This window comes from Candidatus Pelagibacter sp. uisw_098 (genome assembly GCF_059512505.1).
This window is the reverse complement of sequence record NZ_CM183454.1, coordinates 842,247-857,975: the sequence shown is the minus strand read 5'-3', so window position 1 is coordinate 857,975 and position 15,729 is coordinate 842,247. Positions and strand designations below refer to the sequence as shown.

The 15,729-nt window shown below is 30.6% G+C and carries 16 protein-coding genes; all 16 read left to right on the top strand.

The features are described 5' to 3' along the window. Positions 1 to 67 precede the first annotated feature (67 nt). The 16 genes from AC5YF9_RS04610 to AC5YF9_RS04535 all read left to right on the top strand — a co-directional run bounded on the left by AC5YF9_RS04610 (position 68) and on the right by AC5YF9_RS04535 (position 15,719). Entirely contained in the window at positions 68 to 1,243 is a 1,176-nt protein-coding gene (locus AC5YF9_RS04610) for a trans-sulfuration enzyme family protein (protein ID WP_415303535.1), read from the top strand. Beyond that, complete coding sequence (locus AC5YF9_RS04605; RefSeq protein WP_415303534.1) at positions 1,240 to 2,460, top strand: MFS transporter; 1,221 nt, start codon at positions 1,240 to 1,242, stop codon at positions 2,458 to 2,460. The genes AC5YF9_RS04610 and AC5YF9_RS04605 overlap by 4 nt, the downstream gene beginning before the upstream one ends. A gap of 4 nt (positions 2,461 to 2,464) precedes the next feature. Further along, a complete protein-coding gene (locus AC5YF9_RS04600; protein WP_415303533.1) occupies positions 2,465 to 3,628 on the top strand; it encodes a chorismate-binding protein in 1,164 nt (387 codons plus the stop codon). Beyond that, positions 3,625 to 4,182, top strand: a complete 558-nt coding sequence (locus tag AC5YF9_RS04595; protein ID WP_415303532.1) for an aminodeoxychorismate/anthranilate synthase component II — start codon at positions 3,625 to 3,627, stop codon at positions 4,180 to 4,182. The genes AC5YF9_RS04600 and AC5YF9_RS04595 overlap by 4 nt, the downstream gene beginning before the upstream one ends. Beyond that, entirely contained in the window at positions 4,145 to 4,915 is a 771-nt protein-coding gene (locus AC5YF9_RS04590) for an aminotransferase class IV (protein ID WP_415303531.1), read from the top strand. Before AC5YF9_RS04595 ends, AC5YF9_RS04590 begins: the two co-directional genes overlap by 38 nt. 5 nt (positions 4,916 to 4,920) lie before the next feature. Then, on the top strand, positions 4,921 to 5,319 hold the full coding sequence (locus AC5YF9_RS04585; RefSeq protein WP_415303530.1) for an HIT family protein: 399 nt from the start codon (positions 4,921 to 4,923) through the stop codon (positions 5,317 to 5,319). Between the two features lie 116 nt (positions 5,320 to 5,435). Beyond that, entirely contained in the window at positions 5,436 to 6,230 is a 795-nt protein-coding gene (locus tag AC5YF9_RS04580; RefSeq protein WP_415303529.1) for an adenylyl-sulfate reductase, read from the top strand. 22 nt (positions 6,231 to 6,252) lie between these two features. Further along, positions 6,253 to 6,723 (top strand): adenylyl-sulfate reductase subunit beta, encoded by a 471-nt coding sequence (gene aprB / locus AC5YF9_RS04575; RefSeq protein ID WP_415303528.1) that lies wholly within the window; start codon positions 6,253 to 6,255, stop codon positions 6,721 to 6,723. Continuing rightward, complete coding sequence (gene aprA, locus AC5YF9_RS04570; protein WP_496140044.1) at positions 6,723 to 8,582, top strand: adenylyl-sulfate reductase subunit alpha; 1,860 nt, start codon at positions 6,723 to 6,725, stop codon at positions 8,580 to 8,582. The genes aprB and aprA overlap by 1 nt, the downstream gene beginning before the upstream one ends. Positions 8,583 to 8,600: 18 nt before the next feature. After that, positions 8,601 to 8,951, top strand: a complete 351-nt coding sequence (locus tag AC5YF9_RS04565; protein WP_415303526.1) for a hypothetical protein — start codon at positions 8,601 to 8,603, stop codon at positions 8,949 to 8,951. 229 nt (positions 8,952 to 9,180) lie between these two features. Continuing rightward, positions 9,181 to 10,263: a sulfite exporter TauE/SafE family protein gene (locus AC5YF9_RS04560; protein WP_415303525.1), complete on the top strand. Its 1,083-nt coding sequence runs from the start codon at positions 9,181 to 9,183 to the stop codon at positions 10,261 to 10,263. A gap of 93 nt (positions 10,264 to 10,356) precedes the next feature. Continuing rightward, a complete protein-coding gene (locus AC5YF9_RS04555; protein ID WP_496169841.1) occupies positions 10,357 to 11,400 on the top strand; it encodes a Wzz/FepE/Etk N-terminal domain-containing protein in 1,044 nt (347 codons plus the stop codon). 43 nt (positions 11,401 to 11,443) lie between these two features. After that, positions 11,444 to 12,517: a dTDP-glucose 4,6-dehydratase gene (gene rfbB, locus AC5YF9_RS04550; RefSeq protein ID WP_415303523.1), complete on the top strand. Its 1,074-nt coding sequence runs from the start codon at positions 11,444 to 11,446 to the stop codon at positions 12,515 to 12,517. A gap of 3 nt (positions 12,518 to 12,520) precedes the next feature. Beyond that, positions 12,521 to 13,402, top strand: a complete 882-nt coding sequence (gene rfbA, locus AC5YF9_RS04545) for a glucose-1-phosphate thymidylyltransferase RfbA (protein ID WP_415303522.1) — start codon at positions 12,521 to 12,523, stop codon at positions 13,400 to 13,402. Next, positions 13,399 to 13,953 carry a dTDP-4-dehydrorhamnose 3,5-epimerase gene (gene rfbC, locus AC5YF9_RS04540; protein WP_415303521.1) on the top strand — a complete coding sequence of 185 codons (555 nt, stop codon included), beginning with the start codon at positions 13,399 to 13,401 and terminating at the stop codon, positions 13,951 to 13,953. The genes rfbA and rfbC overlap by 4 nt, the downstream gene beginning before the upstream one ends. Positions 13,954 to 13,973: 20 nt before the next feature. After that, entirely contained in the window at positions 13,974 to 15,719 is a 1,746-nt protein-coding gene (locus AC5YF9_RS04535; protein WP_415303520.1) for an ABC transporter ATP-binding protein, read from the top strand. Positions 15,720 to 15,729 lie beyond the last annotated feature (10 nt).

The following is a 15,729-nucleotide window of genomic DNA, read 5'->3' as shown; positions in this document are numbered from 1 at the left end:
TATTTATAATTTTTATTGACGTTATTGGAGGGATATAGCATTCTCCCTTTAACTTATCAAATTTTTTATGACTAAATCATTCAAGACTTTTCTTAAACATACTGCAAAAGATTACCATAATCAGTCAGTTAACCCCCCTGTAGTAAGAGCTTCGACTATTATCTTCAAATCCATGCAAGATATTAGGAAAATGCAGGATAAGAGTAAAAAAGATCCAACAGGTGGACATTTTGATTATGGAAGACAGGGAACATCAACAACCCATGTTTTGTCACAAATACTTAAAGAAATGGAAGAGTGTTATCACGTATTTTTAACACCGACTGGATTTGGATCAGTTTTTTTATCTATATTTAGTATTGTTCGACCTGGTGATGAAATTATTGTAGCAGATCCCACATATTCACCCACGAGAATTTTAACCCAAGATTTTTTAAAAGAATTTAATGTAAAATCTGTTTTTTATGACCCACATGATTTGAAAACTTTAGAAAAAGCGATTACAAAAAAAACAAAATTAATTTTTGTTGAAAATCCTGGAAGCAATACGTTTGATTTTCAAGATTTAGGTAAAATAGTATCAATCGCAAAAAAGAATAAAATTTTTTCAGCAATTGATAATACATGGGGAACACCTTATTTTTTAAAACCAATTAAACTTGGTTTTGATATGTCAATTGTATCTGCTACCAAATATTATTCAGGCCACTCTGATGTTATGGGTGGAAGTTTAGCCGTTAATAAAAAAGTTTTTAAACAAGTTGATAAGGCAAATAAGATAACTGGTTTAAGACTTGGTCCTGATGATGCTTATTTAATAACAAGAGGACTTAGAACTTTAGATGTTAGATTAGACAAACATGAAAAAAGTGCAAAACAAGTAGCTGATTTTTTATCTGATTATAAAAACATAAAATTATTATACCCACACAAAAAAGATTCATTTAATTTTAGAATGTGGAAGAAATATTATTCTGGTGCATCAGGATTGATGGGTTTAAAAATTAGATCAAAAAATAAAAACTCTGTAATTAAGTTTGTTAATTCTTTAAAATTATTTGGTTATGGGTATAGCTGGGGTGGATTTGAAAGCCTTGCATTATATCAAGACAAACGTGAACAAGGTAATAGAGAATATTTAAAATTAGCTAAAGACGAACATTTAGTAAGATTGCATATTGGTTTAGAAGATCCAAAAGATCTCATTGATGATTTAAAAAAATCTCTTAAACATGTTAAATGAGTTCAGAAATATTTATTAAAAATAAAACAGCTTTAATAACGCTGATTGCAGCCTGTGTTGTAGTTTTAATTTCTCTTGGAGTTAGACAGACTTTTGGTCTATTTTTCATGGACTTTAAAAATGACTTAGATATTTCAATAACTCAATCTGGATTAGCAATAGGTATTCAAATGTTAATGTGGGGTTTAACAGGACCTATATTTGGAGCCATTGCTGATAAATATGGTGGACACAAAGCAATTTGTTTAGCTTTTATTTTTTATATTTTGGGAATTTATTTTTTGTATGCTGGTCCAAATACTGGAATTTTTTTTCAAATCGATTTAGGGCTTTTAGTTGGAATTGGTTTAGGTGGAACTGCAATTAGTATTCCAATGTCAATTGTTGGAAAACATTTCCCATTATCAAATAGAACTATAGCCATGAGTATTGTCACAGCTGTTGGTTCTTTGGGCTATTTTATCTCTCCGCTTTATACGAGTTATTCGTTAATTAAAAATGGATGGGTGGACACACTTTTTGTATTCATAATATTCTTATTTATTGGACTTATAGTGGCTTTTTTTGTTAGATCTCCTTCTTTAGCTCAATCCACTGAAAAACCCAATGATCAAAGTACCTTTGGTGCTCTAAAAGAGGCCTTTAAAAACAAAAGCTACATACTGCTTACTTCTGGTTTTTTTGTATGTGGTTTTCATATAACACTAGTTGGAACTCATGTACCAAAATATGTAATCGATAGAGGTTTAGAAAGTTGGACAGCTGCTGCAATTTTATCTTTAATTGGACTATTTAATATATTTGGCTCTCTATTAAGTGGATATCTTTCTACAAAAATTAGTAAAAAAATTATTTTAAGTTCTATCTATGCATTGAGGGGTGTTTCAATAATTTTATTTATCTTCTTACCAGTAAGCAATATTAATGCATTTATTTTTGGTGCAAGCTTTGGCTTTTTATGGCTTTCAACAGTGCCAGCAACAAGCGGTATAGTCGCTCATATTTTTGGAACTAAATATTTAGGTATATTATATGGAATAGTATTTTTAAGCCATCAAGTAGGTTCATTCTTTGGAGCTTTTCTTGGAGGACTATCTTATGATTTATATGGCTCATATGATTATGCTTGGTATTTAGCAATTGCTTTATCTGTTTTTGCAGCAATAATACATTTACCAATTAAGGAAGAAGCAGTTTTAAGATTAAAAACAGAATAGAAAATTGAATAAAAAAAACTACTTACTAGATTTAAATAATTCAAAAAAACCCTTTATAATCTACAAATCAGATAAGGGGTTTGATCTTTATACGGACTTTTCAAAAAAGATCATTTTAAACAATAAAAATATTGAAAAATTCATTAACAAAAATACTAAATTAAAATCTACTCATAAAGAAACAGACTTATTTATTGGTTTTTTTGGTTATGAAATACTAAATAACTTAATAGACATAAAAATAAAAAAACAAAAAAAAATAAATTTTCCAAAAGGGATATTTTACAAACCTGAAACAAAAGTAAAACTTTCAAATAGTCTTGAATATAAAAAAACTAGATCATCAAATCCTAACAATCTATTTAAAATAAATATTAATAAAAAATCGTATAAAGTAATATTTGATAAATTTAAAAAGAAAATAAAATCTGGTGAAACATACCAGATTAAAATCTGCACTAAATACAGTAATAAATCTGAAATAGATGCTTTAGTTTTTTTTGGTAGGCTAGTAAAAAGCAATATGGCGCCTGAAGCCTTTATGATTAAAGATAAAAATTATTCAATAATAAGCTGTTCACCTGAAAATTTGATAACAAAAAAAAATAATTTTATAACCACAAAACCAATTGCAGGCACTTTAAAGAAAACTAAAAAATTAAATAAAAATAAAGCCCTTACTTTTTTTAGAAAAAATTTAAAAGAAACTAAAGAACACAATATGATCGTTGATATGGAAAGAAACGATTTATCTAGAATTTGTAAACCAGGTTCAGTAAAAATTTTAAAGAAAAAGATAGTTGAAGAATATAAGGATCTTTATCATTACGTGAGTTTAATTGGAGGACAACTTAAGAATAAAGTTACCTCATTAGAGATTATAAAAGCAATGATGCCAGGGGGTTCTGTAATAGGATGTCCAAAAATTAGCACATTAAATTTATTAAATAAGCAGGAAAAACAAAATAGAAATATTTACACAGGTAGTTTTGGATACTTAAAGTTTAATGGGGATATGAGGTTTAATATTATCATTAGATCAATATTAAATTTTAAGGGTAAATCAGAGATTTCTGTAGCTTCTGGAGTGGTAATTGACAGTAATGCAGCCCATGAATTTAATGAAAATTACATAAAGGCAAAATCATTAATGGATCTTTATAAATGATATACATTATTGATCATCAAGACTCTTTTACTCACAATGTAGTGCATCAATTTGAAAATTTTGACGAAGTGGTTTGTACAAATTTTAACAAAATAAATGAAAATAAATTAAAAAGAGCAGATATTATTGTTTTTTCACCAGGCCCAGGTGCACCAAAAGATTATCCTTCTAGTTCAAAAATCTATAAAAAATACAAAGGTGAAAAAAAAATTATAGGCATTTGTCTTGGGTTTCAACAAATTCTACATTGTGAAAATGGAAAAATAATTGAGCAAAAAAAGATTTATCATGGTTTCCAATCTAAAATAAAAGTGACCAGCAAAAACTCATTGTTCAAAAAAAATAGTCGATTCACCGTTGGTAGATATCACTCTCTAAAATTAAAAGAGCCATTTACTGCAAAAAATTTTGAAATTACAATGAGGTGTGTTATTTCAAATACAGCAATGACAATAGAAAATAATAAAGAAAAAGTATATGGATTTCAATTTCACCCCGAATCTTTTTTAACTGAAAATGGTAGCTTACTTATTAAAAAAATCTTATCAGCATAAAACCTACAAAGAAATTAATTTTAAAGATCTTTGGGGGGACAATGGTGTGTTCACTACTATGTGGATTTTTGGAAATCCTTCCAAGGTACTTTTTTTTAAAAAACATATCAAAAATTTAATAAAGTCTTTAAAAATTTATAAACTAAACACCCCAAATCTTGAAAAAAATATTCTTAAATTAATAAAATTAAATATTGATAAAAAAAGATATTATAATCATCTTCTTAGAGTTGCCGTAAATAAAAAAATGATATCAATTTCTTTAAGAAATAGAAAAACACCAAAACTAAATTTTAATTTAAAGCTTATCAGTCACAAACGATTTGACCCTAAATTTAAAAATCTTAAATATAGATTTATATTAAAACACTTGTCAAAAATGGATAACACCACTTCAGACGTTGGTCTTTGTTACAAAAATATGATTTTAGAAAGTGGAACTTCAAATATGTTATTTATCAAAGGTGATAAAGTTTACTCTCCTTTAAATAATATATATAAAGGTATTACCTATAATTTCTTTAATAAAAAATTAAGTAAGATTATTAACAAAGATATACTGATCAAAACCTTATCCGAATATGACGAAATTCTTCTTATTGGTTCTGGAAAAGGTGTTGCATCAATAAAAAATATTAATGAAATTAAATGGAAGAGAAAAGGTTTAAAATTTTATAAAATACTATCTAGTTTTTATAAAAGTGAAGTTAACAAATGTTCTATCTATAAATAATATTTATGTTTGACCCAAATAATCCCTGTTTATTCTGCAACTCTAAACAAAGTGGTTCAGCTGCTGAAAATGAGTTGGCTTATGCCAGTTATGATACATATCCTGTGTCTGAATTTCATTGTTTAATTATTCCAAAGCGTCATGTTAAAGATTATTTTGACTTAAATGATAATGAAGTGATCGCTTGCAATAACCTTATTAAAAAAATTAAAGACGAAATAATATTAAAAGATCCTTCAGTTAAAGGGTTTAATATTGGAGCAAATTCTGGGGCTATTGCCGGACAATCAATCCTTCACTGTCATATTCATTTAATTCCACGAAGAGAAGGTGATGTTGAAAACCCTCAAGGAGGAGTTAGGTCGGTTATTCCTCTAAAACAACATTATAAACGTAAAGCGTAAGTTGTATTTTTGATTGATAAATAGAGCGCCTAATAACGGTTGATCTATCATTTCAACTATACTAAAAACTCAAAATTAAGATTCAACAAAATTAGTTATAAAGGGTAATAGTCTATATGATGTCAATTAGTCCATTTTCTGCACTAGCAGAATCAATTTCTCCTTCTGTAATTCAAGGCTTTGTTTTAGCAATGTTAGCTCTAATCGTTATTGGAACAGTTGTTCAAATGATACATCATAAAAATGTTACTTATTTTTTCAATAATGCAAAAAAAGCAAAATTAGCTGCCGAAAGAGAACTTGGTGTTGGAGAAAAAACTTCAGTTATTTTAAAAACTGTAGTGCATGATATTGCAACTACTGCAGAGTTAGGCGCTGGTAAAAGAAGAGTTGCACACGTTATGGGAATGTATGGAACTATTTTATTTTGGGTTGCATCAGTCGTATTAGTTTTTGGTTACACTGGAACAGGAACTACTGTACCAAAAATCTGGCCTATGATTTGGCATGTTGGAGCAATAATGACTTGTGTGGGTGGATACTGGTTTTGGTTATTTTTAAGAGTGGATGTATTGGCAGAAGCTCATCCATGGTACAGAATTATTAAAGCAGACTTGTTTGTCCTAGCACTTCTTGCATGTGCAACTACTGGACTTGCTTGGTCTTATTTTCAATCTTCAGGATCAACTGGATTAGGATATTTATTTTTAGTTTTATTTATTACCTCAAACATTGTTTTATTTGGGGGAGTTTATTGGTCAAAATTTGCACACATGATTTACAAACCTGGTGCAGCAATCCAAAAAAACTTAGCAGAAGCAGATGGTTCAAGAGACAATCTTCCACCACTTGCTGATGCACCAAAACAATTTGGACTAGGAATTAAAAGAGAACAACCAAAACACTATTAAAGAAAGAGAGAGGTAATATAATATGTCAACTTTTGTATACATGACGAGATGTGATGGATGTGGTCACTGTGTGGATATTTGTCCATCAGATATAATGCACATTGATGAAAATATTAGAAGAGCAGTTAATATTGAACCAAACTTTTGTTGGGAATGTTATTCTTGTGTAAAAGCTTGCCCTAATCATGCAATTGATGTTCGAGGTTATGCAGACTTTGCTCCTATGGGTCACAGTGTTAGAGTTCGGCGTGAAGAAGAAAAAGGAACTATCTCTTGGAAAATTAAATTTAGAAATGGAACTACAAAAGACTTTGTATCTCCAATTACAACAAAGCCTTGGGGAAAGTTCATTCCAAAATTAGCAGATGGTGAAAAACCTAATCAAGGTGAGATCAATTCTCAAATGCTCTATACTGAACCTAATGGTTTAAATATTGATGGTAAATTACCATCAGTACCAAAAGATACCTTTAAAAAAGGAGTTTACTACTAATGGCTAAGCATAAAACACATTTTGAGGATTGCGATGTTCTAGTTGTTGGTGGTGGTATGGCTGGAACTGGTGCTACTTTTGAAGCTAGACACTGGGGAAGAGATATGAAAATTATTTGTGTTGAAAAAGCTAATATTGATAGAAGTGGAGCTGTTGCTCAAGGTTTATACGCAATTAACTGTTACATGGGTATGCAGTGGGGTGAAAATCAACCTGAAGACCACGTAAGATATGCACGTAACGATTTAATGGGAATGGTTAGAGAAGATTTAGGTTACGATATGGCTCGTCACGTTGATTCAACAGTTCATATGTTTGATGAGTGGGGCTTACCAATGATGAAAAATGAAAAAACTGGTCGTTACCTTAGAGAAGGTAAATGGCAGATCATGATTCATGGTGAAAGTTACAAGCCAATCGTTGCAGAAGCTGCAAAAAAATCAGCTGACAAAATTTATAATAGAATAATGATTACTCATCTTTTAATGGATGAGGCTCAAGAAAATAGAGTAGGCGGAGCTGTTGGTTTCAATATGAGAACTGGTGACTTCCATGTATTTAGATCAAAAACTGTAATTGTTGCAGCAGGTGGAGCATCTCACATTTTCAAACCAAGAGCAGTTGGTGAGGGAATGGGAAGAACTTGGTACGCACCTTGGAGTAATGGTTCTGCTTATGCGTTACCTATTGCTGTTGGAGCTAAAATGACACAAATGGAAAACAGAATTGTGTTATGTAGATTTAAAGATGGTTATGGTCCAGTTGGAGCATACTTCTTACACCTTAAAACTTATACTCAAAATGCAAATGGAGAGAATTATGAGAAGAAGTGGTATGATCAAACTAAAGAATTAGTTGGTGAATACATTGATCACCATCCAACTCCTACATGTTTAAGAAACCACGCATTTATTCAAGAAACTATTGCAGGTGGCGGACCAATTCATATGGTAACTACTGAAGCTTTCCAAGATCCACATTTAGAAACAGTTGGCTGGGAAAATTTCCTTGGTATGACTGTTGGTCAAGCTGTTGTTTGGGCTTCTCAAAATATCGATCCCAAATACACAAATCCTGAATTAACTACATCTGAGCCTTATGTTATGGGTTCTCATGCAACATGTTCTGGAGCTTGGGTTAGTGGACCTGAAGATTTATCTCCACCAGAATATTTCTGGGGTTATAACAGAATGTTAACTATTGATGGACTTTTTGGTGCAGGTGATACTGTAGGTGGAAGTGCCCATAAATTTTCATCTGGATCATTTACTGAAGGTCGTTTAGCTGCAAAAGCTGCTGTTAAATATATTGAAGATAAAAAAGCAGAAGGTATTAAAGTTACAGATAAACAGTGTGAAGACTTTAAAGTTGCAATATTTAAACCTCTTGAGACATATCAAGTTGCTCAAAATGAGATTACAGGTGGAACAGTTTCACCAAGTTACATTTCACCAATTCAAGGACTTCAACGTCTACAAAGAATTATGGACGAGTATGTTGGTGGTATTGCAACCAACTACATGACTAATGGTAATATGCTTAAAAGAGGCCTAGAATTACTTGCTTGGTTAGAGGAAGATTTAGAAAAAGTAGGTGCTGAAGATTTACACCAACTTATGAGAGCTTGGGAATTAAAACACAGAGCTTTGACTTCCCAGTGTGTAACTGAACACACTATGTTTCGTGAAGAAACACGTTGGCCTGGTTATTATTACAGAGGTGATCACATGAAACTTGATGATGATAATTGGCATTGTTTAACAGTTTCTAGACGCGATCCTAAGACTGGTAAATTCTCACTAGAAAAAGTGCCGGTTTATCACATAGTTGACGAGAACGAGAAGAGAAAAGCTTCTTAAAACAGTTAAACTTAAAATATGAATCTTTTAGAGAAATCTGATGATGAGATTATAGCAATTGCTAATCCTATTTGGGATAATCTCGTTAAGACATCAAATATGAAAGATTATGGTGGGTTTACTAAGGATTTTGGAACTCAAATGCTATTTGGGGCTAATGAAGTAGAGCTTGGAAAGCAATGGGCTAACAACAAATTGTTAACTAGTTTATCTGAAGATTATAAAGCTTTTGGATGTTTAAGGCGAGGTATGAATATTACAGTCTTATTCAAACAAAAGAGTAAAGAAATTGAAGGTGAGTTTCTTGGAAGGTTAGTCCTTGGTGTTGAAGGGGATGATGTTAAGGTCTTTGGAGCAACAATCTACTAATAAAAAAACCATTTTATATTAACTATTTATTTGACAAATAATTAACTGGGTGTATTGACGGTTGTAATGTCAATTTCCAACATAAAAATATTAAACAAAATTTCAGATTTTAAAGTAACTATTATCAAAACCGGTATCTTTGTTAGTCTAGCTGCTTATTGGGGTATCATTTTAGTTGGAACTTTTATCACATTTAATTAAGTTGTTTTTTAATAACTGTTAATTTTTTATGGATGTTTTTCTACCAATAGCTCAAGTATTTGTTAATCCTATTGAAATACTTTTATTGAGTGCAATCGTTGGAGTGCTTTCGGGTTTATTTGGTGTTGGTGGTGGTTTTTTAATGACACCATTCTTAATTTTTTTAGGCGTACCACCTGCATATGCAGTTGCAAATGAAGCTAACAATATTCTTGCAACATCAGTATCAGGATCAACAACTCATTATTTAAAAAATACTTTAGATTATAAGATGGGTCTTATGATTGTTATTGGTGGAACAATTGGAACCGCATTAGGTATTTATATTTTTACATATTTTAAGGGTATTGGAAAAATTGATACAGTTATTTCTTTAGCTTATATGTATATACTTGCAATAATTGGCACACTAATGTTAGTCGAAAGTCTTGGAGAAATAGACAGGGCAAAAAGAAACCTTATAGTTAAAAAAAAATTACACGTTCATTATTGGATACATGGTCTTCCGCTAAGAATGAGGTTTCCAAAATCAAAATTATACGAAAGTATATTTACCCCAATTATAATTGGTTTATTTGTAGGATTTATTGCTGCTATAATGGGTATAGGAGGTGCTTTTATATTAGTACCTGCAATGATTTATATAATTAAGATGCCAACAAAATTAGTTCCAGGAACTTCTTTGTTTGTAACAATATTTGTGAGTGTCATAGTTACTTTTTTACATTCATTTAATTTTGGATCTATAGATCTAATGCTAGTTGTTATGTTGGTTGTTGGATCAATCATAGGTGTTCAAATAGGACAAAAACTTGGTGAAAAAATTGATAGTTCTGGCTTGAAAGCGTTACTTGCAATTTTATTATTATTAGTTGGAATAGCTATTGCTTATGAAACATTTTTTTCTGAGCAAACTGAAAAAGAAATAATACAAGTATTAACTTCAGATTTAAATTTTTTCTCAATATTTATTTTAGAATTTTCAGAAGATATGCCATTTTTTTATGGATTGTTTTCTATTATGTTTGCAATTCTTTTGGGAGTTGGAGCTGCTCTTATTAGAAAATTTTTTTCATCCTTAAGAAAGAAATATTTTAAAAAGACTGCTTAAAAATACAACAGACTAAAAAAAAATAATTAGACGATTAATTTTCATTTGAGATTAGCAATATTGTGAGATATAAAACTTTCATATTTTAGCTTTATGAACGACTCTATAAAAAAATCAGAAGATAGTGAAATCGATTTATTAGATCTTTTAAGAACACTTTTAAGACATAAAACTTTGATTGTGGGGCTAACTGTACTTTTTGGGATTTTTGGATTTATAGCTAATCAAATGATCCCAGCTAAAGTTATAGCTAAGCAATTTCAAACAAACCTTATTTTAAAAGAGCCTTCGTCATTAGATTTAAAAATAATAACAGACCATGGAATTAATTTTGTTAATGTTAAAAATTTAAAAAAAGAATTTTTTTTTACCTTCAGACAAGATCTTATTTCTGAAACAAGTTTCAAATCTTTTGTAAAGAAATACCCGAATAAAAACTCCTTTTTAAAACCTTCAAATAAACAAGAAGGTAATGTAGATAAATTTTTAGAACAAACCTCTTTAGAATCAACTCACATTAAAAATAATATTTTTACAATTACGTTGATCTATCCGGAAGAGATTAAAGGAAGTAATTTGCTAGACGATTATGTAGAGAGCGTCAGTCTTAGAAGTAAAGATACACTTATTAATCAAATTAAAAATTTACTTCTAAGTGAGTTAGCTAATGTTGTTAATGAAAAAAGAATTTTGGTAAATAGTAAAAAAAGATCAATTATAAATCAATTGTTTGCTCATCAACAAGCTTTGAAAACTGCCGAAAGTATTGCTTCTATTGAAGGGGTGGGTTTTCGTGTGATTGAAAACTATGAATATGGAGCGGATAACAATAATTTATACTTAAAGGGCATAAAAGTTTTAAATGCTGAAATTCTTAATTTAAAAGAGCAACTAAATTACCCAGAAAGAATGGATGATTATAATTTGCTATTAAGCAAAGAAGAGTTAATTCAATCAAAAATAAAATCGTTAAAGCAAACTAATTTTAATTGGGCAATGCCTCTATCCTATCAAAAAGAAATAACAATCTCATCGAATAAAAAATCACATTTGTTACCAATAGGTTTGATTATTGGATTTGCTTTATCTCTTCTGATTATTTTTTTTAGGTATATCTCGAATATATTAAAAGGCTAGATGTTGAAGAGGTAAATTTTGTAGCTTTGTATAAAAAATATTAATGGTTAATAAAAAACTACTTATCACTGGAGGAGCAGGTTTTATAGGCTCAGCTGTTATTCGTCATATTATAAATAATACTGACCATAGAGTAGTTAATGTTGACAAACTTACCTATGCAGGGAATTTAGAATCTTTAATTTTAATTAAAAATGATGCAAGATATGTTTTTGAACAAGTAGATATCTGCAACACTGAAGAGGTTAATCGTGTTTTTAATGAACACAAGCCAGATATTGTAATACATCTAGCTGCCGAGTCTCATGTAGATAGGTCGATTGATGGACCTCGTGAATTTATTCAAACTAATATTGTTGGTACTTACGAACTATTAGAAGGAGCTAGAAATTATTGGTCTAATTTAAATGGAGAAAAGAAAGATGATTTTAGATTTCACCATGTATCAACAGATGAAGTTTATGGTGATTTAGAAGGAACAGACACTCTATTTACTGAAGAAACCTCATATGCGCCAAGCTCACCTTACTCGGCCGCCAAAGCAAGCTCTGACCATCTTGTTCGTGCATGGCACCGTACTTTTAAATTACCAATATTAATTACAAATTGCTCTAATAATTACGGCCCTTACCAGTTCCCTGAAAAACTCATTCCACTTATCATTCTTAATGCACTAGAAGGTAAAGATTTACCAATTTATGGAGACGGTAAACAAATTCGTGATTGGTTATATGTTGATGATCATGCGAGAGCATTACTTCATGTTGCACTTACAGGTAAAGTTAGTGAAACATATAATATTGGTGGGCATAACGAAATACAAAATATCGAAGTAGTAAAAACTGTTTGTGGTATTTTAGATGAATTAGCACCAAGTAAACTTGACGGTATTGATAAGTATGAAAAATTAATTACCTATGTAGATGATAGAGCAGGACATGATTTGAGATATGCTATAGATGCCACTAAAATAGCTAATAAACTTAATTGGACACCAGATGAAACTTTTGCAACAGGTATTAAAAAAACGGTAGAGTGGTATTTGAATAACAAAATCTGGTGTAGACATGTACGAGATGGAAGTTATCATAGTGAAAGATTAGGAGTGATCAAATAAGTTATGAAAGGAATTATTTTAGCTGGTGGCTCAGGCACACGTCTCTACCCTTTAACTAAGGCTGTATCAAAACAACTCATGCCAATTTATGATAAGCCAATGATTTATTACCCGTTGTCGATTTTAATGCTAGCTGGTATTCAAGAGGTTCTTATAATATCAACAGATCAAGACCTACCAAGATTTAAGCAGCTTCTTGGTGATGGTTCTGATTTAGGCATGAAGTTTGAATATATAGTTCAACCTTCACCGGATGGTTTAGCTCAAGCATTTATTCTGGGTAAAAATTTTATTGCCAATGATGATGCTTGTTTGATTCTAGGAGATAATATTTATTATGGACAGGGTATGACAAGTATACTGGCTAATGCTGTATCAAAAGCTAAAGATAAAAATATAGCAACTATATTTGCTTACCATGTTGATAAGCCTGAGCGCTACGGAGTAGTTAATTTTGACCAAACTGGTAAAGTGCTCAGTATTGAGGAAAAACCATTAGTTCCCAAAAGCAACTATGCGGTAACTGGTCTTTATTTTTATCCTAACGATGTGATAAAAAAAGCTACAGAAGTTATACCATCTGATAGAGGTGAATTAGAAATTACCACAATTAATCAATTTTATTTAAGTGAAGAACGTTTATCCGTTGAGCTTATGGGTAGAGGGTATGCTTGGCTTGACACAGGCACTCACGAAAGCTTGTTAGAAGCTTCAGCCTTTATAGAGACTGTAGAGAGAAGACAGGGTTTAAAAGTGGCTTGCATTGAAGAGATCGCTTTTGAACAAGGTTACATTAATAAAGATCAACTCATAGAACTAGCTCAACCATTATTAAAGAATCAGTATGGACAATACCTACTTAAACGTACTAAAGAAGTAAAATGAAGTTTATCCCTCAGTCAATTCCTGATGTAGTGCTTATTAAACTTAACACACATAATGATGATAGAGGTTACTTTGTAGAAACCTTTAGACAAGATTTACTTGAAGATGCAGTCGGATACAAAGTTAATTTTATGCAGGATAATGAATCTAAATCTTCTAAGGGCACACTAAGAGGCCTTCATTATCAAATAACACCTTTTGCTCAAACTAAACTTGTAAGAGTAATTAAAGGTAGTGTGCTGGATATAGCTATTGATATACGTAAGTCTAGCCCTAGTTTTGGACATCACGTGTCTGTAGAATTAACGGAACAGAACAAACACCAACTTTTTGTACCACATGGTTTTGCACATGGGTTTGTTGTATTAAGTGAAAGTGCCACTTTTTCTTATAAAGTTGATAATTATTACGCACCAGAGTATGATAGGGGAATTGCTTTTAATGATGAAAAACTTAAAATTAATTGGCAATTACCTTTTGAGGAACTAAAATTGTCAGACAGAGATAAAATTCACCCACCTTTAGCAAATGCTAGAGATTTATTTAATTGATTAATAAGTGATACCTACCAATGTTTAAAGAACTCTGGCAACATTTATCTAGACGACGTAAAAAACAATTTTGGATGTTACTAGTTTTAATGGTAGTTGCTCCACTAATGGAGGTTATTAGTATTGGTTCTATAGTGCCATTTCTAAGTGTATTAACAGACCCTGATAAAATTTTTCAAAACCAATCTCTACAACCTTTAATTACATTTTTGAGTATTACAAATTCTAATCAATTAATATTACCTCTAACAATCATTTTTATTGTAGCAACAATATTTTCAGCAATGATACGTTTGCTTTTGCTCTACGTATCCACAAGGTTCTCCTACGTTACATGCGTTGATCTTAGTGTAGATATTTATAGACGTACCTTATATCAAGATTATTCAGCTCATACATCAAGTAATAGTAGTGAAGTTATAAATAGCATTATTACTAAAACAAATACTGTTCTAGGTAAAGTTTTAGTGCCAATACTTGCTCTTATTAGCTCTACTATCATGATGGTATGTATTATTGGTGTAGTTCTCTTTATTAACCCCCAAGTATCATTAATAACAATTTCCACTTTTGGTTTGCTTTATTTCATAGTTGCATTTTTTACTAAAAAATCTTTAACAAAAAACAGTCAATTGATAGCTGACGAATCAACTAAAATGGTAAAATCTTTACAAGAGGGTTTGGGTGGAATTCGTGATGTCATAATTGATGGAACACAAGAATTTTATTGTAAAATATATCAAAATGCTGACTTTAAATTTCGATCAGCCACAGGAAAAAATATTTTTATTGCGAGTAGTCCTCGTTACTTAATGGAAGCGGTTGGAATGATTTTAATTACAATTCTAGCTTATATTTTAACCTCTCAAGAAAAAAGTATTTTAGGAGCCATTCCCATATTAGGAGCTCTTGCAATTGCAGCACAAAAATTATTTCCAGTATTGCAAACAGCATACTATTCTTATGCTGTAATCAAGGGTGCAAAGTCTTCTTTTCAAGATGTTTTAAATTTACTAAATCAACCATTTTCATATAATTTAAACAATAGCTTGATAAAACAAATACCTTTTAATCAAAAAATTACTTTTAAAGATTTAAGTTTTAGACACACAAAAGATTCACCTTGGATTTTAAAAAATGTAAATCTAACTTTTAAAAAAGGGGAAACAATTGGTTTTATTGGAGAGACAGGCAGTGGTAAAAGTACACTATTAGATATTTTAATGAGTCTATTAACCCCAACATCAGGTAATCTAATAATTGATGACAATGTTATTACAAAAAAAAATAGAAGATCTTGGCAAGTATGCATCTCACATGTTCCTCAAATTATCTACCTTACAGACAGCACTATTGAAGAAAACGTTGCGTTCGGTGTTGATTTAAAAAATATTGAACGTCAAAAAATTAATCGTGCAACAAAAAGTGCACAAATTTTAGAATTTATTAGTGATTTAAAAGATAGAAATAAAGCTTTTATTGGAGAAAGAGGTGTTCAATTATCAGGTGGGCAAAGACAGAGAATTGGTATAGCTAGAGCACTATACAAAGATAGTGATGTACTTATTTTTGATGAAGCTACTAGTGCTCTAGACAATCAAACAGAGCAGAAAATAATGGAAGAAATTGATCAATTAAAAGACAATAAGACAGTGTTTATTGTTGCACACAGGATTACAACTTTGAAGAAATGTGATCGAATAATTAGAATTAATAAAGATCACACTATTGAGATATTGGATTACAATCAAATTGGTTTCGATTAAGATAAATAAA